This is a genomic window from Photobacterium sp. 1_MG-2023, from assembly GCF_030547945.1.
GTDB lineage: Bacteria > Pseudomonadota > Gammaproteobacteria > Enterobacterales > Vibrionaceae > Photobacterium.
On sequence record NZ_JAUORR010000009.1, the window covers coordinates 26,861 to 52,581 of the forward strand.

Below are 25,721 nucleotides of genomic sequence, written 5' to 3' on the forward strand. Positions count from 1 at the left end.
AGTACCATGAAAAAGTTAGCTTTAGCAATCTCAGTACTGTTAGCCTCTGGTAGTGTTTATGCAACGAATACTTCTTTGAATACTGCAGTGGGCGGCAGTGACGGAAACACCGTGAATGTCTATCAGTTCTCACCAGGTGCGGGTCATTTTTCATCGGTTTATCATGCCGGTAATTCAGATGATAACACCACCACTGTTTCTCAGGTCGGTCAGACGCATACATCTGAAGTGAGCTATGAAGATGGTTCTGATGATAACTGGAGCCTGGTCACGCAGTGGGGCGATTCTAACGCATCCGAAGTGATTGTGGACGACGATTCTGATGAGAACGGTATGATTGTCACGCAGACGGGCTCTGGCAATGACTCGTACATTCAGATGGATTTTAATGCCGATGGTAACTTTGCCTCACACACCCAGTTGGGGAGTGCAAATACAGCCAATACTGTGGTCTTCGCGGGGGATGATAATGTCCTGAATACGACGCAGATCGGCACGGGTAACGTTTCCACAGTCAGTGCGGCTGGTGCTCCTTTCGATAACCCGGATAACAACGTGGTGAATGTTCTGCAGGAAGGCGATGGCAATATCTCTACCGTTCTACTGACGGGTGAAGCGGATGACAACATGGTTGCTGTGAATCAGCTGGGTAATGCTTCATTTGCACTCGTGACCATTACCGGTTTCTTTGGTCAGGCGGATGATAACTCCGTCAGTATTACACAGACGGATCTGGATGTTGCGGTTGATACTATCGTGAATTCATCGGGTAATGACTTCACAACAATTCAGTTCTGATCCCATGAACTGACACAGATAAAGCGGCGAAGTTCGTCGCTTTATCTTTTCCCGGTTGAAATACAATTGAATCCAAAAATGCAGGTAGTGGCGAAAAGGAAGACTTCTCTCATCGTGTTCAGCGATTTATTTTCTGGTTGTAAATATGAATGAAAATAATCGAAGCCATTACATGAGCAGAAGTGAAATTCATATCACTTAGCAGAGATAAGGTAATCCCATGAAAAAGATCGCGCTTGCAATTTCTGTGCTTCTTGCGTCAGGCAGCGCAGTGGCAACCAATACATCTTTCAATACAGCGGTGAATGGTAGTGATGGAAATACGGTGTCTGTCTATCAGTTTTCTGGTGGTCCCGGACACTATTCAAGCGTTTATCACGATAATAATTCTGATGGCAATTCAGCCACAGTGAATCAGAGTGGTGAAGCGCACATGTCAGAGATCTTTATGGATCATGGTTCCAGTGACAATACGGTGACAATTGCGCAACTTGGCTCAACTCAGACTTCCTGGGTGAGTGCCGATCTGAATTCAGATAACAATGTTGTTTCTGTCAGCCAGAGTGGATCAACCAATGGTTCAATGATTTTAATGATGGATAATGCAGATCGGAACTCAGCATCAGTGACACAAAATGGTTCTATGAATACATCGGATATTTATATTACTGCAGGTGATGAAAATATTCTGAGTTCGACGCAAATCGGCAGTGCCAATATGGCGATGATTGATATTTCAGGGGCGCCATTTGATAACCCGGATAACAATATTGTGAATGTCTGGCAGCAGGGCGATGGTAATCTGGCTCAGATTGCGTTGGTGGGTGAAGCGGATCACAATACCGTAGGTGTGACACAATGGGGGAATGCATCGACGGCGACCGTGAATATCAGTGGTGCGGGTGGCTCGGCGAATCATAACACCGTGATGATTACGCAGACCAACAATGATGTTGCCACCGATACGATCGTGAACTCTTCGGGCAACACCTTTATCACGACGCAGCTGTGATGGCGCGTATATGTAGCATGAAAGCGGCGATGGCGGCCGCTTTCATGATGGCGACCGGTGCTGTCTGGGCTCAGCCTGAATCTCTGTTACAAGAACCGGTGACCATCGACTGCCTGGTTGACGATCAAACCGTCACGCTGACTGTGGTTGCGCTTGAATCTGCCAGCGTTGATTTAGAGATGGTCTCTGCCACTGGAAACCGAATGCGCAATACCATGCAAGGCGGCAGCAAAGCCCAGATGCGGATGGATCGCCGCCAGTTTCCGGTTCAGGTGACAATTGAAACGCAAGGTGAAATCACCGGCCAAACCATTTCACAAGACTGCAAGATCACCACAGATGTGCCCTGAATCAGGAGTGCATCTGTTTTTTTGAAACGCGCTTCGAGACAAGTGGATTTGAAAAAACAATATGTGCGTAAGTGCACAAAAATGCAGTCATTCAAACGCGGTACTCACTTTCTTGTCACAAGATTGTTATGATGAGCGCTTGCTTCCGAATTGCGGAATATCGCCCGGGAGCTCAGGCGTTTTTCCGGACATGTCATGTGGACGGAAATTCAATCAAATCACCGAATATCACTATTTTTTGACTGTGTAGCAGTGACAAAATCCGTTAGTTAACACTATGTATATTCAAAAAATTAAGCCCAATCGTGATGATGTGCGCGTCATTTTGAGTGCATCAGACGACTATATGTATGCTTTATATCCACCTGAGACCAATCATCTCGAAAGTGAAGAATCTCTGATGAATGAGAATGTTCACCTGGTTGGTGCTTTTGTTCGCGGCGCGCTGGCTGGTATTGGCGCTGTCAAAATGATGCATGATGATGGTGAGTACGGGGAGATCAAGCGAATGTTTGTGCTGGATAACTACCGTGGACTCGGGATATCGCGGCAGATTATGGAAGCGCTGCATCAGTATCTGAAGCATAACGGCGTTCAGGTCGTCCGGCTTGAAGCCGGTGTCAGTCAACCCGAAGCACTGGGTTTGTATCAAACTCTGGGATACCGGGTGCGTCCGCCGTATGGTCTGTATCAGGAGCACCCTTTGAGTATTTTTATGGAACTTGATCTGAACACGGTAGAAGGCTGACTGGTTCAGGTCAGTGATTTTGTTGTACAGGAGAAATGGATGTCTGCTGAAGCAAGACTACGTACTTTGGGGCTCGTATTACCTGCAGCCAGTGAACCCCAAGGCAGCTATGCCAATTGTGTCCGGACCGGAAACCTTTTGTATGTCTCCGGAAAAGGCCCGGTGACCGGATTTCCGGAAGTCCCCCGGGGGAAGCTGGGCAGAGAATATACCGTTGAACAAGGGTATGCGTTTGCCAGGGCAACTGGAATGGATATTCTTTCAGCAGTCAGGCTGGCTGTCGGAAGTCTGGACAAAGTCAGTCGCGTGGTCAAACTGCAGGGTTTTATCAATGCCACCGAAGCCTTTGAACATCACCCTAAAGTATTGGATGGCTGTTCCGACTTCATGGTTGAAGTGTTCGGTGAAAAAGGGATTCACGCTCGCTCCGTGTTTGGGGCTGCGTCTGTTCGTGGCAACTTGCCTTTGATTATCGATTCTATTTTTGAAATCGCGGATTGATTGATGCAGCGATGTCCGCGGTTCTGTGATTCACGACTGAAAAAACGGCCTCAGCGTTCTGGGCCGTTTTTTTACATCACCAGAAAATCAGTATGAAAAATCAGCAGAAATCAATTGTTTTTCCTTTGAAAAGTGAGACTTAGCGCAATCAATTTTATTGTGAGTATTGACCTCGAACGCATTAACAGCGACCCTAATGTGCGTTGTGCAATCAGGTTCATCTGCGCAAGGTCGCACAGTGTCGTATGACCCTGCCTCACCCATTGCTCTGCACCATAATGAAGGAAAAATTCACACGTCAGTTAGTGATAAGGAAAAACATGTTGAACGAACGGCTAAAATCCCGTTATCAGCTCGAACCGTTTACAGAAAAAGATCACGCATTACTCATTGATTGGGTTGTGGATGAGGAATTCAATTTACTCTGGGGTGGGCCGCTGTATCAGTTTCCTCTCACCACCGAACAAATTTCGAAGCATGTTTCCCGCCCTGAAATTCATCCGTTTTTATTTACCGTAGCCGGACAAGTGAAAGGCTATATTGAGCTGTGTGACAATCGGCAGAATCAATGCCGCTTGTGTCGTGTTCTGATCGCCAGCGAGTCCGAACGGGGTCAGGGATACGGAAAAATCATGATTGAACTGGCCTTGGAAGTCGCAAAAACGACATTATCCGCGGAAGAAATTTCTCTGGCTGTTTTTGAACATAATTTCAGAGCAATCAGCTGTTATCGGGCACTGGGGTTTGAAATCTATCAGGCTGATCAGGCATCCCGTGTTTTTCAGGGGCAGCCTTGGACTTTGCTGCAAATGAAAAAAAACTGCGTGTGATCTCATTGATGCTCTCTGACGCCCGATCAGTGCCCGTGATCTCAAATGAAAGTGGGCAGATCCTGAAGACAGAGTGCTAATCTGAATAGAGACGCGATAACAAGCACCTGAATTGGTGATGTGAATCGGATGGCCTTTTCAATTTGTCAGACTCGCTGCCTTGCGACAAGGAGTGAACATGAGCCTGGAACACTTTAAGTATGTCAGCTACATCGCTGCATCAGATACGGATGTCTGGAATGCGCTGTTCGATCCGAAAATGACCCAGCAATATTGGGGGCATATCAACGAATCTGATTGGAAAGTGGGTAGTCGTTGGGCACATATCCGCGCTGATGGTTCCGAAGTTGAGGATGTCTCCGGGAAAGTGTTGCAGATCCATCCGCCGCATCACTTGGTGCTGAGTTGGCAGGAACCGGATGCGCATCATGGCGGGACTCACTCATCTCAGGTCAGCATTGCATTGGAAAGTCTGGGACAGGATACCCGGCTGACAGTGATCCACAGCGATTTACAATCCGGTTCTTTGAGCTATCAGGATGTTTCTGAAGGCTGGCCAGCCATCATCAGTAATCTGAAAACACTGCTGGAAACGGGCAAAGTGATGGACAACGATATCTGGTCTGCCAATTGACTTTTCTGGTGATGCTGTATTACTGGCGTTTGAAATAGCCGGGCATACTCTGTGACGGAGGGGGCGGGTACATACTGGCTGCAGGAGCCGGCGCCTGAATTTTGAATTGCTGCTTCATTTCATACATCGAGAAATCAGCTTCCTGCAGCAGTTCCGACAGGCTCTTACTGCCTGGTACATAAATGCTGAGTCCGATGCTGGCAGACACCGTGACTTCCCGATCTTTGAGCTGAATTGGGATACGCATGACGTGATCCAGGGTATTGAGCAGGAAGTGTGCCACATACTCATGATTCACCGCATGCGGAAAGGCTTGAATCACCGCGAATTCATCCCCCCCCATCCGTGCGACATCCATGCCTTCATGGGTTAAATTGTCCAGACGTCGCGCAACCGTCTTCAGCAGCTGATCGCCCGCGCCATGGCCCAGAGTATCGTTGATTTCTTTAAATCCATTGAGATCAATCAGGTAGAAGGCAAATACATGCTGGTTCTTTTCCATCGATTTCAGCTTACGGTTCAGCCACAGACGATTGTGAATCCCGGTGAGTGAATCGTACATGGCCAACCGATGATGCGCTTCCGACTCCTTTTTCAACAGATAAATCATGATGAAGCCGATCAGGACGGTAGAAAATAATAAGGAATGAATGAGCCAGCGCTGTGAAATAATGTGATTATATTTTGACTGTAATGCATTGTTTGAAAAAAGGAATGTCTTCAGCGCATAGCTCATTAAATCATCATAGTCAGTTTTAATCTGGTTCAGCAGTACAATGGATTCCCCGGGGAAGCTGAGTTGCTGTAAAGCATGTTCGTAGTCTTTCACGAGTTGAAAATGATGCTGAAAGGTTTGTAATGAGCCCAGCGTATCGTGCAGGCGATTCATCTGGCTGTTGACTTTAATGGAATTAAAGCGACTCAGCAAAATTTCGTATTGCAGCAGGGCATCATCTTTGGTTGCACGTCCCGCCTCGTATTCATGGAGCTGGAAAATTAACTGGCTGTATTCATCCCCCAGTTGCATCATGAACCAACTGGCCAGGTTCTGATTTTTACTGACGGATTCCGCATTCGATTCCAGAGCACTGACAGATACAAAAGTGAACACGATCAATAGCGGTGCTGCCAGAAACAGCAGCTTCTTCATCCATGGCATCCCCGCCAGATTAAAAACTTTCAGTGACTTGAAAATCATCATATTAAGGGACCACGTTGATTTCGTGTAACTGCCAGACCATCTTTTCCAAGAAACCTTGATTGACCAATTCCGGATGACGGTTGATCGCAAAAATCAGCCAGTAAGGGCCATAGTCTCTGACTTGCATCCACTCGCCGTTCCGTTGTATTGCCAGGATGGGTTGGTATTGTTTGATATCTTGCCAGTCCAGCTCAGTAGAGAAACGATTTAAAGCGGAGAGGTAAATCTTGCCAGGCTGAATACGATAGTGTGTCAGCAATGAATATAAATTCACACCGCGAAATTCTGGAATGCCGTTTACCCAAGGCATCGGCGTTGATACGGATTCCTGGGGAAAAGCGGCAAGTTCATCGCGGCTCAGAATGACCTCGACCGGATCTCCCGCCTCAGACAAACCGGATATTATCAGCGGCGGCGGATTGAATGCAATCGCCGGTGTGCCATACAGTCCGCAGAGCAGCAGGCTGATGCTGAGGAGATATTGTGTGAATTTATACTTCATGGGAATCACATGTACCTCAGCTAATCGTAACTTTGGTGCTTAAATACAAAGATAGACATATAAAAATGCAAAGCAATACTTTTATCGAATGACTGTGAGGCGGGGAATATTTCGACAAGAATTTCATAGGCGATAATAGATACGTTATATGATGATTTTGTGGGATTTTATGTTTTTTTGACCCGATGATGAAACTTTTCTGTCACCCTAAAGAGCACCTTCGCTTCAAATTTTTAATGAATTAATCTTGTTTCATATCTGGGGTTGGTACTTAAGTTTAGGCTGATATATGGCATTCTGTTCCTGAAAGCCGTGTTTCTGGGCATTTTGGTGAGCGTATCTCAGGTTTTCACTGATATACAAGTCATGTGGCTTCAGAGGTTTAGCGGGGAGCATCGGGATCCGATTACCGGCGCCTACGGCACGTCGGACGGATTGGCAGAGCCCAGCCAGAATCGCCGGGCTCTCGGTATTGGCTAGAGTAGTGGGCTGAACATGTAAAAACATTGCTCAAGAAATTTATGGCCGAGCGAACGTTTTTTCCAGGTCTGATGATCAATCCGGGTGGATTGCTTGATGTATTCCTGCTGTAGCCAGGCCAGCTGCTGTGTGAATTCAGGGCTGTCCACAGACAAGGTCACTTCAAAATTCAGCCAGAGGCTGCGCATGTCCAGATTGACTGTGCCTATCAGGCTGTGCGTTCCGTCAACGACAACAGATTTCGTGTGGAGCAGGCCGCCGTTGAATCGATGGATAGAAACCCCGGCACTTAAGAGTTCGGCAAAGAAAGATCGGCTGGCCCATTCCACCATGAGTGAATCATTCTTGGCCGGGATGATAATGTGGACATCAATCCCTCGCTCCGCTGCGCTGATCAGGGCGTGCAGCAGATGTTCACTCGGTACAAAATAAGGGGTGGTGATCACCACGCTCTGGCGGGCCTGATAAATACTGATCAGGAGCACCTGATGAATGATTTCGTCTGGCATCCCGGGGCCGGATGGAATGACCTGAATCATATCGTTCTGTTCGGCCAGCGGGGCCACGCCGCACTCAGGTACCGGGGGTAAAAAACGTTGCCCGGTTTCCACTTCCCAGTCCCAGGCCTGAATACAGTTCAGGACAGACACAGTTGGTCCGGTAACCCGGACCATCACATCGATCCATTGTCCGACACCTGCGTCGGTTTTGAAGTAAGCCGGATCAACCAGATTCATCGAACCGGTATAAGCAACATGGGTATCAATGACCACGATTTTCCGGTGTTGCCGTAGATCCAGCCGACGCAGAAACATCCGGAAAGGGGTGACTGCCAGCGCCTCAGTGATTTCAATGCCAGCGTGGCGCATCAATCGGGGCCAATGAGAACGGAAGAAACGCATACTGCCCGCAGAATCGAGCAAAATTCTGACTTTGACGCCTCGCTTGGCTGCCAGAATCAATGCGGTGGCGACTTCATCGGCCAGTCCGCCCGGATGCCAGATATAGAACTCCATGTGGATTGAGCGATGTGCCTGATGAATATCATCAATGAGGGAGCGCAGAATGGTTTGCGGGGTATCCTGCAACGTCAGGCTGTTTCCGACCAGTGACGGAATTCCAAGCCGGTTTTCACATAAATCGTGAATGGGTTTGGCATGCAGGCTCATCAGCTGCGGCTGGTGGCCCGGGCAGTGATACAGTTGTTTAAACCAGCTCGCGAAGGGTTCAAACATTTCCTCCGCTCTGAGCGCTCGCTTTTTCCCCAGGTTGAGTTCGCCAAAGAGTAGGTAGGCAATAATGCCGCCGATGGGGATGATATAGATAATCATCAGCCAGGCCAGAGACACGCCGACAACGCGTCGTTTGAAAACGACCCGCATGGTGACGGCTGCGATCGCTATCCAGTAAGCGAACAGACTGAGCCAGGCTAAGACTTGGTAAATATGATCCATAGAAGCGGTTTGTCTCTCAATTGCATACACGGGTTCTATTCTGCACCGGAATCCCTTGAAAACATAGATTTAAGCAGAAACTTGACTGATTTTTAATTTTGCATTTTGTATCAGTCCTGAAGGGGCGGGAACCTGCAGAATCGCTAATCTTTAGGAATGATGCTGTTGAAGAGGTCTTGTGATGGCTAACCGAGCACAATTCAGTTCACGGATCGGCTTCATTCTGGCGGCAGCCGGTTCTGCCGTTGGTCTGGGCAATATCTGGGGATTTCCGACTCAGGCTGCCAGCAATGGTGGCGCCTTGTTCCTCATTGTTTATTTGCTGATGGTTTTCGCACTGGCGTATCCGTTGCTGGTCGCAGAATTAATGATCGGTCGTTATGGTCAGGCCGATCCCATGACTTCACTGCGAAAGATCTGGCCAGCACAACGAGCGCTGATGGGCCTGGTCGGACTGGCCGGGATGCTGGCAGTCTCGCTGATTCTGAGCTTTTATGCCATTGTCGCCGGCTGGTTGCTGGGCTATCTGATTGCTCCGCTTTGCGAACTGGTGGGGCTGACGCAGGTTGCTCAGTGGCTGGAAACTTTTGGGGTGGCCCGTAATCTGCTGCTGATGCTTGCGTTCATGTGGCTGACGGTGATGGTGGTTCGGAGTGGCGTGACCAATGGGATTGAAAAGTGGTCGACCCGATTGATGCCGGTCCTGCTCATCCTGTTCGTGGTGATGGTGATTTATATCCTGACCCAAGAGGGGGCGATGGACGGATTACAATTGTTCCTGATCCCCGATCCCAGCCATTTCTCGCCAAAATTGATTGTCAGTGCCATGGGGCAGGCCTTTTTTTCACTGTCACTCGGCGTGTGTACCATGATGGTTTACGGGTCTTATCTGAGTAAGTCAGCGAATCTGCCCAAAACGGCAGCGCAGGTTGCTTTGCTGGATACCGGTGTGGCCTTTATTGCCGGATTACTGATTCTGCCTGCGATGTTCGTCGCGCAGAACAATGGGGTTGCAATTTACGATGCATCCGGTGCTTTGCTGGCATCGGATACGCTGGTGTTCAGTGTGCTGCCCGCGATGTTCGAGAGCATGGGGGGTGTTGGTATTCTGGTCAGCACCCTGTTTTTTGTACTGATGGTGATTGCCGCGCTGACATCCTCAATCTCTATGCTCGAAGTCCCCGTTTCTTGCACAATCGAGGAATTGGGGCAGAGCCGACACAAAGCCGTGTGGTGGATTGGTTGCATCATCGGTGTGATTGCAACAGTGATTGTGGTGAACTTTGAATCCCTGTTCGGGTTCGTGGTCACAATGACAACGGCCTACGCGCAGCCCATCATTGGCCTTTTGTTCGCGATTCTGGTTGGTTGGATCTGGCACAGAGACAAAGTGCTGGCTGAAATCAGTGCAGGTTATCCTGATGTGCAGTCCAGTCTGTTCTGGCGGATCTGGCCCTGGTATGTCCGGATTGTCTGCCCGATTCTGATGCTGCTGGTGTTTTTCGTGCAATAATACCAATCGCAGTCAATCACTGGTCATCCTCGCTTGTTCAAATGTTCGATCACTGCGTTCGTTTTTTGATTGTAGAATGGCTACTTATCTAAAAAATCTGCCTTGTTCTCAACCATTTTTCCTGCGCTATTTCTGATCATTGACTGACTTTGATGGGTATAACGGACAGTGGAGAGGGCTGGCGTCCGCCGGGAGAGTCGGTATACTGCCGCTTTTCTCTGACGATTTTGTGCGCCAATGTTTTCACTGCTTCATCAAACCCCAGACTTTCTTGTGATCAGCAAAGATGCTGGCGTCAGTGTCCACAAAGATGATCAAGACCAGCCGTTGCTGGCAGAAGTTGCGGCGGCAACGGGTGATCAGCAACTGTATCTGATTCACCGGCTGGACAAAATGACCTCCGGAATTTTACTGCTGGGCAGACATGCACAGGCAGCTTCTGAGCTGTCCGGCTGTTTTGCCCGCCGTGAAGTCGAGAAATACTACCTGGCCATCGGCAGTAAAAAGCCCAAGAAGAAACAGGGGACGGTGATTGGCGATATGAGCCGTTCACGCAGACGGAGCTGGAAACTGGAAATCAGCCGGGACAACCCGGCGATCACTCAGTTTATTTCGACGGCTGCTGGCGAAGGCCGGCGCTTGTTTCTCTGTAAACCTTATACGGGAAAAACACACCAGATACGGGTCGCCCTGAAAAGTGTCGGCTCCGGCATCACTGGAGATGATATTTATGGTCAGGAACCCGCTGATCGCGGTTATCTCCATGCCTATGCGCTGTGTTTTCGTTATCAGGGAACAGCATATCAGTTCCTTTGTCCGCCTTCGCACGGCCAGCTGTGGCAGGGTGACACTGTAGTCGCGGCGCTGGGAGACTGGTCGGCACCCTGGACACTGGACTGGCCCGTTTTGCCGGCAGGTTTACGGGCGAACTAACCCCATATTTCCCTTTTTTCATGTTTAACTGACGACGGTGTTCGATGGACGTTTCTGCTTTACCCCAACTTTTTCAGCATTTACAAACGCAACTGGTGTCACCGCCGACAGAAGTCCGTCGCCTGTTTCATGGCCGAGGGCGATGCTGGGCAGGACTGGAACAACTGACGGTTGACTGGCTGGGCGGTCAGGTGTTGGTGTCTTTATTTAAAGAACCCACACCTGAGTTTCTGGATGCGTTGCAAACACAATTGGCTGTTCTGGCAGCCTCAGAATGCTGGCAACAATCCGGGGCAACTTCATTGTTGCTGCAACACAGAGACAGAGAAGGATCACCGATGGCAGTGATCTGGGGCGCCATGGAAACCATGCAGGAGGTGACTGAAAACGGATTGACCTTTCTGCTGGATCTGGGTCAGAAACAAAATAACGGTCTGTTTCTGGATATGCGCTATGGTCGCCGCTGGGTGATGGAACAGGCGCGCGGGAAAAAAGTTTTAAATCTGTTTGCTTATACCTGTGGCTTTTCTGTCGCGGCAATTGCGGGTGGTGCCACACAGGTGGTGAATCTGGATATGGCCAAAGCGGCTTTAAGCCGGGGGCGCGACAATCATCGTCTGAATCAGCATGATCTTAGCCGGGTGAGCTTTTTCGGGCATGATCTGTTCAAATCCTGGGGCAAACTGAAAAAAGCAGGGCCTTATGATCTGATTGTGATTGATCCGCCTTCGTTCCAGAAAGGCAGTTTTGCATTGACCAAAGATTACGCCAAAATTCTGCGTCGATTACCGGACATGCTGACAGCGCAGGGACAGGTGCTGGCGTGTGTGAATTCGCCTGCGGTGTCGCCGCAGTTCCTGGTGGATGGTATGGCCGAGGAAGCGCCGGCACTGGTCTTGAAGACTCGGCTCGATAATCCGCCGGAATTTGGTGATTTAGATTCAGAGAGTGCATTAAAAGTGATGGTGTTCAGCCGTGCTGACGCTTAAGGCTAAAACATCAGAGCCGGAACATGTTACCGGCCCTGGTGCTTCTCATCGTTAGGATGCGCCCTGAGGTGCGATCTGCTGGCAGAACTGGGCATTGATCGGCTGCTGGACCACAGGTCTGCCCCGCATGTCCAGAATTTCAATCAGATAGCCTAAGCCTTCACTGACCATCGGGGTCAGTTCCGGATCGGTACAGAAGCTTTCTGCTGCAGCCTGCGCCGCTTTGGTTGGAGAGGTCTTGCCACCGCCCCCATAGAGAATGGTAATTTCGACGATGCTCTGGCGGGCTTTGGCTTTCATGATCTGGTACTGATCCACTTTCGGGTAGGGTGCTTTGGAGTTGATCACCGCTGCCCGGCGTTCAGCCAATTCATGATTGAGCTCATCGGGGGATTTCGCACAACCGGCGAGCAACAAAGTTGCGACCGTTGCGAGGAGACCCGTTTTTAAGGTTGTTCGAATACGCATATTCAAGCTGGCAGTACTTTTTTGAATGGTTTCACGATGACGTTGTCATAAACGCCCGCTTCGATGTAAGGATCCGCATCTGCCCAGGCCTTTGCGGCTTCCAGTGAGTCAAATTCTGCAATCACGGTCGAGCCGGTAAAGCCCGCTTCGCCTGGATTCTCACTGTCGATGGCTGGCATGGGTCCGGCAACCAGCAGTCTGCCTTCATCCTGGAGCGCTTTCAGGCGAGCCAGATGGTTTTCGCGGACACTCAGGCGGCGTTCGAGGCTGTTTTCAACATCTTGAGAAAAAATCACGTACCACATTCGTTCTGTCTCCCTGTACTTGTGGTGAAAATGCAGCGGTTATCATAACGGAAAGAAAAAGCCCGAACTAGGGCCAAGGGGCTTTGTTCAGGCATTCCGTCAGTTCTGCTTGATTGGACGCGGTTTTCCATTGGCATCAATGGCAACGTAATTAAAAGTCGCTTCACTGACTTTGTAGCGTTCACCAATGCCGTCATGGCCGACCGGCTTCACCCAGACTTCCATGGCAACCGAGAGGGAAGTATTGCCGATCCGTTTACATTCGCCATAGCAGCAGACCACGTCGCCCACACTGACAGGGGCTTTAAAAACGATGTTGTCGACAGACACGGTCACGACTTTGCCCCGGGAAATTTCTTTCGCCAGAATCGCACCGGCTAAATCCAGTTGCGACATAATCCAGCCACCGAAAATATCGCCATTGGCATTTGTATCAGCAGGCATTGCCAGAGTGCGCAGTAATAACTGGCCACGAGGAACATTATTTTCTGAATTCATCATTTTACAGGTTGATTGGAACAGGTATTTATATGTTCATCAATTATGGTTCACCTTGCAAGCGGAAAGCGCCTGGTCAGACCCAGAACCGATGTAAGTTTGAACGAAAGTTGGGATGGTGAGCCCCGGATAGAAAAAAGGCTGCCAAAATGGCAGCCTCTGTTGATGCTTTAGCGGATAAGATCAGGCTTCTTTTTGAGTCGCCATTGGCAGATCTTCTGCTTTCTCATCTTTGACCAGGCTGTCAACAATGACAGCACAGGCAGCATCGCCCGTGATGTTCAGCGCAGTACGAATCATGTCGAAAATCCGGTCCAGCGCGAACAGCAGTGGCAGGCCTTCAATTGGAATACCAGCAGCCAGAAGCACTGCGACAACCAGGAAAGACGGCCCTGGTACGCCAGCTTGACCCACGGCACCCAGCGTTGAGGTCACGATAATGGCGACGTAGGCAGCCATATCCAGCTCAATGTTGAACAGCTGAGCAAAGAAAACCGCAACCAGACCGTAGTAAATCGCGTTACCACTCATGTTGATGGTGGCGCCCAGCGGCAGCACGAAAGCGGCGGTGCTGTTTTTCACTTTCAGTTCTTCTTCACAGGTTTCCATGGTCACTGGCAGGGTAGCCATTGATGACGCTGTTGACAGTGCAACGGCCTGAGGTTTCTTCATGGCTGACAGGAACTTCAGCGGCGAAGTCTTGCTGAAGCATTGAATCATCAGCGGGTAGAAGACGAAGCCGTAAACCAGAATGGCAGCAATGTAGACGACAAAGAGTTTGAATACGACCATCAGTGCATCAAAGCCAAAGGCACCGACAGCGTCAGCCATCAAACCGAAGACACCAATCGGTGCAATCTTCATCACAACGTTGATCATCCACACCATGGCATCAACAATCGCATTCACACCGTTCAGCAGGGGAGCGCGGCGATCCTGTTCCAGTTTGGAGACTGCCAGGCCGAAAAACATGCAGAAGACCAAAATTTGCAGAATGTTGGCTTCATTCAGAGACTGGAAAATGTTGGTTGGGATCATCCCAAGAATAGTTGCCCAGAATGAAGGCAGGTCGCCTTTGTCGGCATAGGTATTGGCAAACATTCCTTGAACATTGGTCAGGTCAACGCCAACCCCAGGCTGAAGCATTTCACCCATGAATAGCGCCAATGCCACAGCAACGGCAGACGTGAATCCAAAGAACCCCAGTGTGAGCAGGCCGATTTTACCGGCAGATTGGCTGTTCCCCAGGCTGGCTGCGCCGGAAATAATGGCAACAGCCACCAGTGGGATGACCAGCATTTTGATCAGATGGATGAAAATGCTACCCAGTGGCGCGAACATGCTCGCAGACTCTTCCATCAATGCACCAGCCAGTGCCCCCAAGCACATGGCGATGACAACCTGTACCCCGATGTTACCAAGTAGTCCTTGTTGTTTAAGCACCTTGAATACCTTATTTTGAAATTTGTTAAATCGCGAAAGTTTTATGTTTCGTAAATGTTGCTGACTTTGAGTCAAAGTTTTGCGAAAGGAGTTTTTACAGCAGAATAATGCGATAATCAATGGTTCAGGCTGATACTTTCTACTTCTGTTGGTAAATTGATGGTGTTTGACCCGTGACGGCAAATCTCAATATGCATCTCGGTTTTTATGCGGGTGGCAGGGAGGTTATGGAAATGTTATCGAGTGGATATTGCAGCCCCCTGATTAACGGCTGTTAACCAGAGGGATGAGGAAAGTACGCATTCAGCGTTTTGTGGCCAGTTTCATGCTTTGAATAAACTGACTGAGTGTGTGGAGCATCTGAGTTGGATTGTCCTGATGCTGCTCAATAATTTTTACCACGGCGGAGCCGGAAATGGCACCTGCTGCACCTGCTGCGATGGCTGCCGAAACCTGCGCGGGTTCAGAAATGCCAAAGCCCAGCAATGCAGGAGGAGCCTGATGGTCGCGAAGTGCTTTCAGCAAATGTTCCACCGGCATCCCGGCTTTGGTTTCTGCGCCGGTCACCCCAGCACGGGACAACAGGTAAGTGTAGCCGCCACCCAAGTCGGACACTGTTTTCAGCGTGGCATCATCGGCATTCGGTGGTGCGATGAAAATCGGGTGAATGCCATATTTTTCAGCCGCAGCTCTGAATTCGGCAGATTCATTCACCGGGACGTCGGCAACCAGAACGGAATCCACTCCGGCTTCCTGACAGCGACGATAAAAGTTGTCAATGCCACCGGCAAACACCAGATTGGCATACATCAACAGGCCAATGGGTAAGGCCGGATATTTGGCGCGTACCTGCTTCAGAATCTCAAAACAGGTGTCCGGCGTGGTGCCAGCGTCCAGTGCCCGGATCGTCGCTCCCTGAATGGTTGGGCCATCGGCCAGCGGATCTGAAAACGGAATGCCCAGCTCCAGTGCATCTGCTCCTGCTTCCACCAGTGTGTCGATGATTTGAAGAGAGAGCTCCGGTGTTGGATCGCCCAGCGTGACAAAGGGGACAAAAGCACCTTCCTGTTGCGTTGCCAAACGGCTGAATAAAGCTTGATAACGATCCATTACAGCGCTCCCTTTTCTTCCAGAATCTTATGGACGGTGAAGATATCTTTATCGCCGCGGCCAGAAAGATTGACCACCAGCAGTTGTTCTTTTTCCGGATTTTCCTGGATCAGCTTGAGTGCATAAGCCAGTGCGTGTGCTGATTCCAGAGCCGGAATAATCCCTTCGTGACGGGCCAGTGCCTGAAAAGCATCCAGTGCTTCATCGTCGGTGACAGAACCGTATTCTGCACGGCCAGTTGCATTGAGGTGTGCGTGCTGTGGACCCACGGACGGAAAATCCAGACCGGCAGAAATGGAGTAAGATTCTTCGACCTGTCCATGCTCATCTTGCATCAGAGGCGCTTTCATCCCAAAGAAAATCCCCAGCTTGCCGTGTTTGAGCGGGGCGCCATGCATGGGCGTATCCAGCCCTTTCCCGGCAGGCTCAACGCCAATGAGTTTGACTGATGTCTCTTTGATAAAGTCGGCAAATATGCCGATGGCATTGGAACCACCGCCCACACAGGCAATGACAGCATCTGGCAGGCGACCTTCTTTCTCCCGAATCTGGACTTTGGTTTCTTCGCCGATAATGCGCTGAAACTCGCGGACAATGGTCGGGAACGGATGTGGGCCAGCGGCAGTACCGAGCAGGTAATGTGCTTTATCGTAAGTGGCAGACCAGTCGCGCATGGCCTCGTTACAGGCATCTTTCAGGGTTGCGGAGCCGGAGTAAACCGGGATCACCTCGGCACCCATCAATTTCATCCGGAAGACATTCGGGCTTTGACGTTCAACGTCTTTCGCGCCCATATAAATGCGGCACTTCAAACCGAGCAGCGCACAGGCCAGTGCAGTTGCGACGCCATGCTGACCCGCACCGGTTTCAGCAATAATCTCATCTTTACCCATGCGCTTGGCCAGCAACGCCTGACCCAGCACCTGGTTGGTTTTATGGGCGCCGCCGTGCAGCAAGTCTTCACGCTTGAGGTAAAGTTTGGTTTTCGTGCCTTTGGTCAGGTTCTGACACAGGGTCAGCGCCGTTGGACGACCCGCATATTCTTTCAACAGGGTTAAAAACGCCTGTTCAAATGCCGGGTCTTTTTGTGCATCAATAAATGCGTCTTCCAGCTGATCCAGTGCCGGAACCAGAATCTGGGGCACAAACTGGCCACCAAATTCGCCAAAATACGGGTCAAGTTTGCTCATGTGTTTGCAGTCCTATTTGTGTGAACAGTGTGGGTGATCCCCTGTTGCTGAAAGGTGGTTAAGGCTTCAGCTTTTGAAACACCGTCAGTAATTTTTGTCTGTCTTTCTTGCCGGGCTCGCTTTCAACGCCGGAATTAAAATCCAGTCCGCGGCACCCTTGCTGGGCTGCCTGTTGTGCGTTCTCTGGTCCGAGGCCACCCGCCAGCATGATTTGCTCTTTTTGCGGACATTGCGCCAGCACTGACCAGTCGAATGTCTTGCCGGTTCCGCCGCTTTGATTGCCCACCTGAGTATCCAGCAGGTGGCGATCAACGGGCCAGGCGGACAGATCCGGCAGAGAATCGGTAATGCCATGGGCTTTCCAGACTTCACAACCTTCATGTAACTGAGACTTCAGGGCAGTAACATATGCTGGCGATTCATCGCCATGCAACTGAACCGCTGCCAGTTTTAATGCATTGGCATGCTTGGCGACAGCCTCTGGATCGGCGTTCCGGAAAACGCCCACATATTTGAGGGGTGCACCGCTCATCACCAGCCGGGCGAGTTCAGCATCCACCGCACGGGGAGAGCCTTCTACAAAAATCAGGCCACCGTATACAGCGCCGCTTTGATAGGCTGCACAGGCATCATCCGGATGCGTGAGGCCGCAGACTTTGTGTTCTCCCAGCAGGACCTTGCGCACCGCCAGTTCCAGATTGTCTTCACTCATCAGGGAACTGCCGATCAGGAAGCCATTGGCATACTGAGACAAATCCCGGATCTGTTGGTTGGTATAAATGCCGGATTCAGAAATGACGATGGTATCTTCTGTCAGACGGGGAGCCAGCTGTTTGGTGCGCTCCAGATCAATGCTCAGATCCCGCAGGTTCCGGTTATTGATGCCAACCACTTTGGCTTTCAGTGCAATTGCACGTTCCAGTTCTGCTTCATTACTGACTTCGGTCAGAATGCCCAGTTTCAGGGTTTCTGCCAGCGCAGCCAGTTCGCGGTATTCATCATCATTGAGCACAGACAGCATGAGCAGAATCGCATCCGCCTGATAGTGGCGGGCCAGATAGACCTGATAGGGGTCGATCATGAAGTCTTTACACAGCACCGGCTGTGTCACTTGCTGACGAACCTGAGGCAGGAAATCAAAACTGCCCTGAAAATATTTTTCGTCCGTCAGGACGGAAATCGCATGGGCATACTGACGGTATACCTGAGCAATTTGATCCAGATTGAAGTCCTGACGGATCAGGCCTTTTGACGGTGATGCCTTTTTACATTCCAGAATGAAGGCGGCGCCATCCTGATTCAGTGCCTGATAAAAATCCCGGTCGCTCGGGGTCAGGTCCGCGATGAATGAGTCCAGGGGCTGGCGGGCTTTGCGCGCTTCCACCCATATTTTTTTATCTGCGACGATTTTGGCGAGTACAGTTTCCATGCTTAACCTCGTGCGGCCAGTTGCGTGACCAGTTGGTAAGCTTTGCCGGATTGCATCACTTCCATGGCTTGCTGCGCATTCGCTTTCAGGTCTTCCTGACCAAACAGGCGAAGCAGCAACGCAACGTTGACGGCAACAGCGCTTTGTTGTGCTGTTGTGCCTTTGCCGGTCAGAATATTGGTGATAATGGCACGATTCTCTTCGGGTTCCCCTCCTTTAATCGCATCTAATGCATGGGATTGCAAGCCGAAATCTTCCGGGGTCAGCGTATACTCGCGAATATCGCCATTGATGATTTCTGCGACCTGTGTCGTGCCGTGAATGGCGACTTCATCCAACCCGCTGCCGTGAACGACCGCGGCCCGCTTCATGCCCAGCGCAATCATGGTTTCTGCAATCGGGCGAACCAGTGCAGCATCATAAACACCCATCAGCTCAATGGTCGGGCGGGCCGGGTTAATCAGCGGACCCAGCAAGTTAAAAATCGTGCGGGTTTTCATGGCCTGACGGGCAGGCATGGCATGGCGGACACCGCTGTGATATTGCGGGGCGAACAGGAAGCACACGCCTTGTTCATCCAGCGCAGCTCGGGCTTCTGCCGCGCTCATGGCTAAATTGATACCAAATTTATCCAGCAGATCGGACGATCCGGATTTGCTGGAAACCCCGCGGTTACCATGTTTGGCGATTTTTACCCCGCAGGCCGCTGCAACAAAGGCTGCGGTGGTGGAGATATTGATTGTATTTGCACCGTCACCGCCTGTGCCGACGATATCTCCAAAATCATAATCCGGGCGTGGAAATGGTGCGGCGTTCGCCAGCATGGCCGTGGCAGCCCCTGCAAGCTCCTCGGGCGTTTCCCCTTTAATTTTCAGTGCGGTCAGAATCGCGGCCAGAAGTGCTGGCTCTACATCACCTTTGATAATGGCATCAAACAGCGTTTGGCTTTCGGCCTGTGTCAGCGTCTGCTGGTCATAGAGCTTTTCGGTAATCTGATAAATAGAATGACTCATCTGGGCGTCCCTCTTAACAACTTGATAATTTGGTCTGAACTTTGGATTGGCCCGTGACCCAGAGCAGGGTATTTGCCAGCAATTGTGCGCCTTGTGCGGTCAGGATGGATTCCGGGTGAAACTGAAATCCACACACGTTGTCTTCTTCATGAGTCACCGCCATGACCAGGCCTTCAACATCGGCGATCACCGAGAGTGCGCTCGGCACCTGTGTTGCCACCAGTGAGTGATAGCGGGCGATGGTCATCGGGCTTGGCAATAAACCAAAGACGGCATGGCCGGTGTGCTGCATTTGTGCCGCTTTGCCATGAACAATGTCGCCAGCGCCTGCCACGGTGCCGCCATAGGCTTCCACGATGGCCTGATGACCCAGACAGATGCCAATCATGGGCACTTTACCTGCCACGCGTTTGATCAGCTCAGGCATGCAGCCCGCTTCAGACGGTGCGCCCGGGCCGGGTGAGAGCACGAGAACAGGATTCGCTTTTTCGTTGAGTGCGGCTTCGATTTGTTCGGCATTCAGGCTGTTCCGGAAAATGGTGACCGGGTGACCCATAGCACGGAACTGATCAACCAGGTTGTAAGTAAAAGAGTCGAAGTTATCCAGTAAAACAATGTCGATGGTCGGGTTCATGTTCGGCTCCTTATTGCGCACTGTGTGCTTGGCGAATGGCGGTGATGACGGCTTGCGCTTTACCTCGCGTTTCATCGGCTTCTGCCTGAGGGACGGAGTCATAGACCACACCGGCGCCTGCCTGAACGCTTGCAATTCCATCTTCGACATAAGCCGAGCGGATGACGATGCAGGTGTCCATATCGCCATGGCCTGTCAGATATCCCACGGCGCCGCCGTAGCTGCCACGACGTTGTTGTTCGACATCCCGAATCAGTTGCATGGCCCGGATTTTCGGTGCACCGGTCAGGGTCCCCATGTTCATACAGGCCTGATAGGCGTGCAGGGCATCCAGATCATCACGGAGCTGGCCGACGACACGGGATACCAGATGCATGACATGGCTGTAGCGATCCACTTGCAGCAGATCCGCGACATAACGGGTCCCCGGCTGGCTGATACGGGCCACATCGTTTCGGGCCAGATCCACCAGCATCATGTGCTCGGCGTTTTCTTTCTTGTCGCAGCGCAGTTCCAGTTCAATCCGGCCATCCAGATCCAGATCAATGCTGCCATCTGCCCGCTTGCCACGTGGCCGAGTCCCGGCAATCGGATAAATTTCCACCTGATTGCTTTGGGTGCAGTATTTGAGTGCACTTTCGGGAGAAGCACCAAACAGGGTGAAATCGGCATCCTGCAGATAGAACATATACGGACTTGGGTTCCCAATTTTCAGCGCTTTGTAAGCATTCAGTGGTGAAGGGCATGGCAGTCGAAAATGACGCGATGGCACCACTTGAAAAACATCGCCGCGCACCACAAATTCTTTGAGTTGCTCAACGGTTTGGCAGAAGTCTTCATCACTGATACTGACTTCCGGTTCACAGCGTTCCAGTTGCTGCGCTGCTGGCAGAGCGACCGGCTCCAGGCATTGTTCTTTGATATGCTGCAACCGGCGGCTCAGTTCAAAGTAACTGGTGGTGAAGTGCTCACCACCAAATAAGGTGGCCTGCAAAGTGCCTTTTCGACGCTGGTGATCAACGATCAGCAGTGTTTCTGCCACATAGAAGAGGTAATCCGGACAGCGATTACCTTCTTCAACTGTCGGTAGAGGTTCGAAACTGGCCACCAGGTCATAGGCAAACAGCCCGCCCAGGAACAACGCTTCCCGGGCTTGAGAAGGCTGATGGAAAATTTGCTGAATCAAGCGAAGCGCATCAAAAGGCGAGGACTGACGTAAACGGCTGTCTTCGTCGATGGCTCTGCCATGGGTTTCGAAAGTCAGGATCACCGTGCTGTCATCTGCTGTGATTCCGATGTTCCCGGCGACATTGGCTTTCACCGCCTCAAGAACATTCACGCCATTTTCTGTCAGTGCTTCCAGATGAACTTCGCGACCCCGGCAGACGATACGAACGGCAGCATCGATCAGCATCAGACTTTTCAAATCTTCTTTGGAGTCGATTTCAGCCGACTCCAGCAGGAGATTATGAGGACGCTCGCCACAGATGGCGGAGTAGAGTTCCGTTGGGTCAGCAACATAAGGGACATCCAAACTCAGGACATCCAGCTCACCGACAGCGAATGGCGTGGTTTTCATAGTGATTTACCTGCGGCTTCTACAAAAGGTTTCAGTTCTTGCATCAATTGCTCGAACATGGGGCCGGTCAGGGCCTGATGGCCGTCAGACAGGGCTTCACCCGGGTTGAGATGCGATTCAACGATGATGCCGTCCGCACCGACTGCCGCAGCAGCGCGGGAGAGCGGGATTACTAGTTCACGAACACCCGTACCATGGCTAGGGTCAACAACGACCGGCAGATGTGTTTTTTGTTTTAGGTAGGCAACGGCGTTGAGATCCAGCGTATTGCGGGTTGCCGTTTCGAAGGTGCGGATACCACGCTCGCACAGGATGATGTTCGGGTTGCCAGCGTCATAAATGTACTCTGCCGCTAAAAGCAGTTCTTCAATCGTCGCAGAAAGGCCACGCTTGAGCAGAACGGGCTTTTTACTTTCACCCACAGCTTTAAGCAAAGCATAATTTTGCATGTTTCGGGCACCAATCTGCAGGCAGTCAATGTATTCACACATGGCCGGCATCTGACCGACTTCCATGACTTCAGATACGGTCGGCATATCCAGCATTTGGCTGGCTTGTTTCAGCAACTTCAGGCCTTCAACACCCATGCCCTGGAAATCGTAGGGGCTGGTCCGGGGCTTGTACGCACCACCGCGTAATGCAACGGCACCGTGTTTTTTCACTACTTCAGCGACAGAGAGTAACTGCTGTTCCGATTCCACAGAGCAGGGACCGGCAATCACGGCAAATTTATTGCCACCCACGGCAGCGTTACCGAAGCGCACCACAGTATCGTGGGCCTGAACTTCGCGGCTGACCATCTTATATTTGGTCAGAATGGGCTTAATATTCTCGACGCATGGGTTGGCTTCGAGATTCAGCTTTTGCAACACACGCTCGTCACCCAGCGCCCCCAGCACGATGCGTTCCACGCCCGGCATATATAATGGTTTCAGGCCGGCTTGTTCAATGCGGGTCAGGATGTCTTTTGCCTGTGCTTCGGTGGCGCTTGGTTTCAGTACGATAATCATGGTGTTGTCCTTACTAGCCAAAATTGAAAATACGTATGTTGTTTCGTTGTCAGGTACAAAAAAACCCGCTTCAGGCGGGTTCATGATTGTGTGCAGCGTGCACAGCAACTTTCACGACCCGCTAAAGGTTGTGCCACCACCAAGAGAAGAAAGCGCGAAGCTGATGATGTTTTTGCTGTACCATAGTCAGAACCTGAGTGATGAAGTGTTCAGTGAGTAACTGTGTACTAGTAAACTAGTTCAAGAATATTATGTCAAGACTTTCTTTTTATGTTGTTTGATTTACATAGTCATACAACGGCCTCTGATGGCCGTTTATCCCCGGAAGACCTGGTCTGCCGGGCTGCAGAATTCCGAGTGGATGTGCTGGCAATCACTGACCACGACACCGTCGCAGGTCTGGCAATTGCACAGCAGGCAATTGATGCGCAGAATTTGGCCTTAACCTTGGTCAAGGGAATTGAAATATCGACAGTTTGGAATAATTTTGATATTCACATTGTCGGGCTCAACATCGATCCGGCACATCCAGCACTGCAATCGCTGATTTCGGAACAGGCTGAACGGCGTCAGAATCGTGCGGTTCTGATGGGCGAGCGGCTGGCGAAAAATCAGATTATTGGTGCCTATGAAGGTGCAAAAGCATTGGCTGGCGAAGCAACCCTGACCCGGGCTCATTTTGCGAAATGGCTGGTGGAAAACGGGCATGCTAAAACCATGCAGGCCGTGTTTAAGAAGTACCTGACCCGGGGGAATCCGGGGTATGTTCCGCCGAACTGGTGCAGCATTGCAGAAGCGGTGGCGGCGATTCATCAGGCGGGTGGTCAGGCCGTGCTGGCCCATCCGGGTCGGTATGATATGACCGCGAAATGGTTGAAACGATTGCTGGCAGATTTTGTTGCAGCCGGTGGGGATGCGATGGAAGTCGCTCAGCCTCAGCAGGCGCAGCAGGAGCGCCGGAATCTGGCTGACTATGCCGAACAATTCGGTCTGTTGTCTTCGCAAGGCTCTGATTTTCACTATCCGTCGCCCTGGACAGAGTTGGGCCGTAATCTGTGGTTACCCAAAGCTTCGGTGCCCGTTTGGCAAGACTGGGGCCTTGAAAAAGAATGAAGTAAGCCTGTGCCGACGTTGGGCGCAGGTCAGGAGGAGCGATGAGCCAAATTTTTTATATTCATCCAGACAACCCGCAAGCGCGGCTGATCAGTCAGGCGGTTGCGATTGTCCGAAATGGCGGTGTGATTGTTTACCCGACGGATTCAGGATATGCGCTGGGATGTCAGCTCGCCAATAAACAGGCTTTAGACCGAATTTGCCGTATACGGAAATTGGACGAGAAACATAACTTCACCTTGTTATGCCGGGATCTGTCTGAACTGTCGATATATGCACGGGTTGAAAACGATGCTTTCCGTCTGCTGAGAAACAACACGCCCGGGGCTTACACCTTTATCTTTAAAGGGACGAAAGAAGTCCCGCGCCGTTTAATGAATCCAAAGCGGAAGACCATTGGGATTCGTGTCCCGGACAATGAAATTGCGCTGGCGTTGCTGGATGCCTTGGGTGAACCCATGATGTCGACCAGCCTCATCCTGCCTGGAAATCAAACGGCGGAGTCCGATCCCGAGGAGATCCGGGACGCATTGCAGCACGCGGTCGATTTGATTATTCATGGCGGTATCCTCGGAGAAGAGCCAACGACTGTGATCGATTTCAGCAACGACAGCGTTGAAATTGTCCGTCAAGGCGCAGGTGATACGACGCCATTTGAGTGAGCCGGGCGCTGACCATACGAAAGCAGTGTGAGAGGCCGAATTCCTTCGGATTCTCCCTGCTTTTTCTGTGGTATCAGTCGCAGATTTTTGGCATAATTCACGGCTGATTTGAAAAATTATTGACGCCATTATCAATTATTGATGGATGGCGGGTATCCCGTCCGGTTTGTATCTGAAAAATGAGCGGTACGGTGATGTTTTTAGAATGTTTCGACGCCTGTGAAGGCGACAAAGGTTTGTCTGATGAGTGAAAAATTACAGAAGGTTCTCGCACGTTCCGGTCAGGGCTCTCGCCGTGAAGTCGAGATGATGATTCAGGAAGGGCGCGTCAGTATTGATGGCCGTAAAGCCCAGTTAGGGGATCGTCTTGAGAATTTGGATGTCCTGATTCGCATTGACGGCCACAAAGTTGATCTGGTCAAGCCTTCTGAAGAAGTTTGCCGTGTGCTTGCTTATAACAAACCTGAGGGTGAACTGTGTACCCGACACGATCCGGAAGGCCGCAGAACGGTTTTTGATCGCTTGCCTCGCCTGAAAGAAGGGCGCTGGGTCTCTGTGGGTCGTCTGGATGCGAACACTTCAGGGTTGCTGCTGTTCACAACCGATGGTGAACTGGCAAACCGGTTGATGCATCCAAGCCGCAGTGTTGAGCGGGAATACATGGTTCGTGTATTCGGTGAAGTCACTGAGAAGATGGTCAGAAATCTGGTCAACGGCGTAGAACTTGAAGACGGCATGGCCCGTTTCGAAGATGTTGTTTACGCCGGTGGTGAAGGGATGAACCATACGTTCTACGTGGTGATTACCGAAGGTCGTAACCGCGAAGTACGCCGTCTGTGGGACTCCCAGGGTGTCACGGTCAGCCGTTTGAAGCGTGTACGTTACGGTGATATTTTCCTGACCAAAGATCTGCCGCGCGGCGGTTGGATGGAACTGGAACTGCAGGAAGTGAACTATCTGCGTGAAGTGGTTGAACTGCCTGCTGAAAGCCGGACGCATCTGACGGTGGAAGGCCAGAAACGGAAGAAAGGCGCCCGTAAGATTCGTCGCGCCATTCGTCGTCACGAAGAGCGTGTGACGGATGATTCACGGGGTGGCCGCCGTCGGTCCTCAACCCGTGGTCAGCAGGCTGAAGCAACAGAGCGTCCAGCCAGCCCCAAGCGTAAGCCGTCCGGAAATGCTGCAAATCGACGGAATCCGTTGAAGAATAAGCCTGCTAAGCCGCGAACGCGCAGCAAGTAACAGACTGCAGTCTGAATAAAGAACCATGAAAAGCCGACCCTGACAGGTCGGCTTTTTTATCTCTATGCTAAGGGGTCAGA

Annotated in this window: 27 protein-coding genes; 13 read left to right on the forward strand and 14 right to left on the reverse strand. The window is 51.0% G+C overall.

Features of this window, described 5'->3' with window-relative positions:
- Positions 1–6: 6 nt before the first annotated feature.
- The 7 genes from Q4579_RS09915 to Q4579_RS09945 all read left to right on the forward strand — a co-directional run bounded on the left by Q4579_RS09915 (position 7) and on the right by Q4579_RS09945 (position 4,873).
- Entirely contained in the window at positions 7–798 is a 792-nt protein-coding gene (locus tag Q4579_RS09915; RefSeq protein ID WP_303563640.1) for a hypothetical protein, read from the forward strand.
- 220 nt (positions 799–1,018) lie between these two features.
- Positions 1,019–1,810: a hypothetical protein gene (locus Q4579_RS09920; RefSeq protein WP_303563642.1), complete on the forward strand. Its 792-nt coding sequence runs from the start codon at positions 1,019–1,021 to the stop codon at positions 1,808–1,810.
- Positions 1,810–2,160, forward strand: a complete 351-nt coding sequence (locus tag Q4579_RS09925) for a hypothetical protein (protein WP_303563643.1) — start codon at positions 1,810–1,812, stop codon at positions 2,158–2,160. Before Q4579_RS09920 ends, Q4579_RS09925 begins: the two co-directional genes overlap by 1 nt.
- Before the next feature lie 346 nt (positions 2,161–2,506).
- Positions 2,507–2,908 carry a GNAT family N-acetyltransferase gene (locus tag Q4579_RS09930; protein ID WP_303563843.1) on the forward strand — a complete coding sequence of 134 codons (402 nt, stop codon included), beginning with the start codon at positions 2,507–2,509 and terminating at the stop codon, positions 2,906–2,908.
- Between the two features lie 39 nt (positions 2,909–2,947).
- Entirely contained in the window at positions 2,948–3,409 is a 462-nt protein-coding gene (locus Q4579_RS09935) for a RidA family protein (protein WP_303563645.1), read from the forward strand.
- A gap of 323 nt (positions 3,410–3,732) precedes the next feature.
- Positions 3,733–4,239, forward strand: a complete 507-nt coding sequence (locus Q4579_RS09940) for a GNAT family N-acetyltransferase (RefSeq protein ID WP_303563646.1) — start codon at positions 3,733–3,735, stop codon at positions 4,237–4,239.
- Positions 4,240–4,417: 178 nt separating this feature from the next.
- Positions 4,418–4,873 (forward strand): SRPBCC family protein, encoded by a 456-nt coding sequence (locus Q4579_RS09945; protein WP_303563648.1) that lies wholly within the window; start codon positions 4,418–4,420, stop codon positions 4,871–4,873.
- 19 nt (positions 4,874–4,892) lie between these two features.
- Here Q4579_RS09945 and Q4579_RS09950 read toward each other — a convergent pair whose 3' ends face one another.
- The 3 genes from Q4579_RS09950 to cls all read right to left on the reverse strand — a co-directional run bounded on the left by Q4579_RS09950 (position 4,893) and on the right by cls (position 8,510).
- Positions 4,893–6,074 (reverse strand): GGDEF domain-containing protein, encoded by a 1,182-nt coding sequence (locus tag Q4579_RS09950; protein ID WP_303563649.1) that lies wholly within the window; start codon positions 6,072–6,074, stop codon positions 4,893–4,895.
- 1 nt (position 6,075) lies between these two features.
- Positions 6,076–6,576 (reverse strand): oxidoreductase, encoded by a 501-nt coding sequence (locus Q4579_RS09955; RefSeq protein ID WP_303563651.1) that lies wholly within the window; start codon positions 6,574–6,576, stop codon positions 6,076–6,078.
- 476 nt (positions 6,577–7,052) lie between these two features.
- Positions 7,053–8,510, reverse strand: a complete 1,458-nt coding sequence (gene cls, locus Q4579_RS09960; RefSeq protein ID WP_303563653.1) for a cardiolipin synthase — start codon at positions 8,508–8,510, stop codon at positions 7,053–7,055.
- A 181-nt stretch (positions 8,511–8,691) separates the two neighbouring features.
- On the opposite strand from cls, the gene Q4579_RS09965 reads away from it, so the two are divergent.
- The 3 genes from Q4579_RS09965 to Q4579_RS09975 all read left to right on the forward strand — a co-directional run bounded on the left by Q4579_RS09965 (position 8,692) and on the right by Q4579_RS09975 (position 11,945).
- The gene (locus Q4579_RS09965; protein ID WP_303563655.1) at positions 8,692–10,023 is read left to right on the forward strand and encodes a sodium-dependent transporter; all 1,332 of its coding nucleotides are present in this window, start codon (positions 8,692–8,694) and stop codon (positions 10,021–10,023) included.
- A gap of 237 nt (positions 10,024–10,260) precedes the next feature.
- Positions 10,261–10,956, forward strand: a complete 696-nt coding sequence (locus tag Q4579_RS09970) for a TIGR01621 family pseudouridine synthase (protein ID WP_303563657.1) — start codon at positions 10,261–10,263, stop codon at positions 10,954–10,956.
- A 44-nt stretch (positions 10,957–11,000) separates the two neighbouring features.
- Positions 11,001–11,945, forward strand: coding sequence for a class I SAM-dependent methyltransferase (locus tag Q4579_RS09975; RefSeq protein ID WP_303563659.1), 945 nt, complete (start codon positions 11,001–11,003; stop codon positions 11,943–11,945).
- A 51-nt stretch (positions 11,946–11,996) separates the two neighbouring features.
- On the opposite strand, the gene gspS2 is transcribed toward Q4579_RS09975, so the two are convergent.
- The 11 genes from gspS2 to aroF all read right to left on the reverse strand — a co-directional run bounded on the left by gspS2 (position 11,997) and on the right by aroF (position 22,624).
- Positions 11,997–12,413, reverse strand: coding sequence for a type II secretion system pilot lipoprotein GspS-beta (gspS2, locus tag Q4579_RS09980; RefSeq protein ID WP_303563662.1), 417 nt, complete (start codon positions 12,411–12,413; stop codon positions 11,997–11,999).
- 2 nt (positions 12,414–12,415) lie between these two features.
- Positions 12,416–12,718, reverse strand: coding sequence for a YciI family protein (locus Q4579_RS09985; protein WP_303563664.1), 303 nt, complete (start codon positions 12,716–12,718; stop codon positions 12,416–12,418).
- 99 nt (positions 12,719–12,817) lie between these two features.
- Positions 12,818–13,216, reverse strand: a complete 399-nt coding sequence (gene yciA / locus Q4579_RS09990; protein WP_303563665.1) for an acyl-CoA thioester hydrolase YciA — start codon at positions 13,214–13,216, stop codon at positions 12,818–12,820.
- 183 nt (positions 13,217–13,399) lie between these two features.
- Positions 13,400–14,704, reverse strand: coding sequence for a dicarboxylate/amino acid:cation symporter (locus tag Q4579_RS09995; RefSeq protein WP_303563844.1), 1,305 nt, complete (start codon positions 14,702–14,704; stop codon positions 13,400–13,402).
- Positions 14,705–14,962: 258 nt separating this feature from the next.
- On the reverse strand, positions 14,963–15,769 hold the full coding sequence (trpA, locus tag Q4579_RS10000; protein WP_303563666.1) for a tryptophan synthase subunit alpha: 807 nt from the start codon (positions 15,767–15,769) through the stop codon (positions 14,963–14,965).
- On the reverse strand, positions 15,769–16,959 hold the full coding sequence (trpB, locus tag Q4579_RS10005; RefSeq protein WP_303563668.1) for a tryptophan synthase subunit beta: 1,191 nt from the start codon (positions 16,957–16,959) through the stop codon (positions 15,769–15,771). Before trpB ends, trpA begins: the two co-directional genes overlap by 1 nt.
- A gap of 58 nt (positions 16,960–17,017) precedes the next feature.
- Entirely contained in the window at positions 17,018–18,388 is a 1,371-nt protein-coding gene (trpCF, locus tag Q4579_RS10010) for a bifunctional indole-3-glycerol-phosphate synthase TrpC/phosphoribosylanthranilate isomerase TrpF (RefSeq protein ID WP_303563669.1), read from the reverse strand.
- A 2-nt stretch (positions 18,389–18,390) separates the two neighbouring features.
- Complete coding sequence (trpD, locus tag Q4579_RS10015) at positions 18,391–19,401, reverse strand: anthranilate phosphoribosyltransferase (protein WP_303563672.1); 1,011 nt, start codon at positions 19,399–19,401, stop codon at positions 18,391–18,393.
- 13 nt (positions 19,402–19,414) lie between these two features.
- Complete coding sequence (locus tag Q4579_RS10020) at positions 19,415–20,035, reverse strand: aminodeoxychorismate/anthranilate synthase component II (RefSeq protein WP_303563673.1); 621 nt, start codon at positions 20,033–20,035, stop codon at positions 19,415–19,417.
- Positions 20,036–20,045: 10 nt separating this feature from the next.
- Positions 20,046–21,614 carry an anthranilate synthase component 1 gene (locus Q4579_RS10025; RefSeq protein WP_303563675.1) on the reverse strand — a complete coding sequence of 523 codons (1,569 nt, stop codon included), beginning with the start codon at positions 21,612–21,614 and terminating at the stop codon, positions 20,046–20,048.
- A complete protein-coding gene (gene aroF / locus Q4579_RS10030) occupies positions 21,611–22,624 on the reverse strand; it encodes a 3-deoxy-7-phosphoheptulonate synthase (protein ID WP_303563679.1) in 1,014 nt (337 codons plus the stop codon). The genes Q4579_RS10025 and aroF overlap by 4 nt, the downstream gene beginning before the upstream one ends.
- 270 nt (positions 22,625–22,894) lie before the next feature.
- On the opposite strand from aroF, the gene Q4579_RS10035 reads away from it, so the two are divergent.
- The 3 genes from Q4579_RS10035 to rluB all read left to right on the forward strand — a co-directional run bounded on the left by Q4579_RS10035 (position 22,895) and on the right by rluB (position 25,641).
- On the forward strand, positions 22,895–23,737 hold the full coding sequence (locus Q4579_RS10035) for a PHP domain-containing protein (RefSeq protein WP_303563682.1): 843 nt from the start codon (positions 22,895–22,897) through the stop codon (positions 23,735–23,737).
- Between the two features lie 41 nt (positions 23,738–23,778).
- Positions 23,779–24,399 (forward strand): L-threonylcarbamoyladenylate synthase, encoded by a 621-nt coding sequence (locus Q4579_RS10040; protein ID WP_303563685.1) that lies wholly within the window; start codon positions 23,779–23,781, stop codon positions 24,397–24,399.
- A 243-nt stretch (positions 24,400–24,642) separates the two neighbouring features.
- The gene (gene rluB, locus Q4579_RS10045) at positions 24,643–25,641 is read left to right on the forward strand and encodes a 23S rRNA pseudouridine(2605) synthase RluB (RefSeq protein WP_303563687.1); all 999 of its coding nucleotides are present in this window, start codon (positions 24,643–24,645) and stop codon (positions 25,639–25,641) included.
- Positions 25,642–25,721: the final 80 nt, after the last annotated feature.

Bases quoted from the DNA above. Each gene is read 5' to 3' on its own strand.
- Q4579_RS10020 (WP_303563673.1), bottom strand. From the start codon at position 20,035: ATGAACCCGACCATCGACATTGTTTTACTGGATAACTTCGACTCTTTT.
- Q4579_RS09935 (WP_303563645.1), top strand. From the start codon at position 2,948: ATGTCTGCTGAAGCAAGACTACGTACTTTGGGGCTCGTATTACCTGCA.
- Q4579_RS09930 (WP_303563843.1), top strand. From the start codon at position 2,507: ATGTATGCTTTATATCCACCTGAGACCAATCATCTCGAAAGTGAAGAA.
- trpA (WP_303563666.1), bottom strand. From the start codon at position 15,769: ATGGATCGTTATCAAGCTTTATTCAGCCGTTTGGCAACGCAACAGGAA.
- Q4579_RS10040 (WP_303563685.1), top strand. From the start codon at position 23,779: ATGAGCCAAATTTTTTATATTCATCCAGACAACCCGCAAGCGCGGCTG.
- Q4579_RS09970 (WP_303563657.1), top strand. From the start codon at position 10,261: ATGTTTTCACTGCTTCATCAAACCCCAGACTTTCTTGTGATCAGCAAA.
- Q4579_RS09915 (WP_303563640.1), top strand. From the start codon at position 7: ATGAAAAAGTTAGCTTTAGCAATCTCAGTACTGTTAGCCTCTGGTAGT.
- gspS2 (WP_303563662.1), bottom strand. From the start codon at position 12,413: ATGCGTATTCGAACAACCTTAAAAACGGGTCTCCTCGCAACGGTCGCA.
- Q4579_RS09985 (WP_303563664.1), bottom strand. From the start codon at position 12,718: ATGTGGTACGTGATTTTTTCTCAAGATGTTGAAAACAGCCTCGAACGC.
- Q4579_RS09965 (WP_303563655.1), top strand. From the start codon at position 8,692: ATGGCTAACCGAGCACAATTCAGTTCACGGATCGGCTTCATTCTGGCG.
- Q4579_RS09925 (WP_303563643.1), top strand. From the start codon at position 1,810: ATGGCGCGTATATGTAGCATGAAAGCGGCGATGGCGGCCGCTTTCATG.
- trpB (WP_303563668.1), bottom strand. From the start codon at position 16,959: ATGAGCAAACTTGACCCGTATTTTGGCGAATTTGGTGGCCAGTTTGTG.
- yciA (WP_303563665.1), bottom strand. From the start codon at position 13,216: ATGAATTCAGAAAATAATGTTCCTCGTGGCCAGTTATTACTGCGCACT.
- Q4579_RS10025 (WP_303563675.1), bottom strand. From the start codon at position 21,614: ATGAAAACCACGCCATTCGCTGTCGGTGAGCTGGATGTCCTGAGTTTG.
- trpD (WP_303563672.1), bottom strand. From the start codon at position 19,401: ATGAGTCATTCTATTTATCAGATTACCGAAAAGCTCTATGACCAGCAG.
- Q4579_RS09945 (WP_303563648.1), top strand. From the start codon at position 4,418: ATGAGCCTGGAACACTTTAAGTATGTCAGCTACATCGCTGCATCAGAT.
- rluB (WP_303563687.1), top strand. From the start codon at position 24,643: ATGAGTGAAAAATTACAGAAGGTTCTCGCACGTTCCGGTCAGGGCTCT.
- aroF (WP_303563679.1), bottom strand. From the start codon at position 22,624: ATGATTATCGTACTGAAACCAAGCGCCACCGAAGCACAGGCAAAAGAC.
- Q4579_RS09920 (WP_303563642.1), top strand. From the start codon at position 1,019: ATGAAAAAGATCGCGCTTGCAATTTCTGTGCTTCTTGCGTCAGGCAGC.
- Q4579_RS09955 (WP_303563651.1), bottom strand. From the start codon at position 6,576: ATGAAGTATAAATTCACACAATATCTCCTCAGCATCAGCCTGCTGCTC.
- Q4579_RS09950 (WP_303563649.1), bottom strand. From the start codon at position 6,074: ATGATGATTTTCAAGTCACTGAAAGTTTTTAATCTGGCGGGGATGCCA.
- Q4579_RS09975 (WP_303563659.1), top strand. From the start codon at position 11,001: ATGGACGTTTCTGCTTTACCCCAACTTTTTCAGCATTTACAAACGCAA.
- cls (WP_303563653.1), bottom strand. From the start codon at position 8,510: ATGGATCATATTTACCAAGTCTTAGCCTGGCTCAGTCTGTTCGCTTAC.
- Q4579_RS10035 (WP_303563682.1), top strand. From the start codon at position 22,895: ATGTTGTTTGATTTACATAGTCATACAACGGCCTCTGATGGCCGTTTA.
- trpCF (WP_303563669.1), bottom strand. From the start codon at position 18,388: ATGGAAACTGTACTCGCCAAAATCGTCGCAGATAAAAAAATATGGGTG.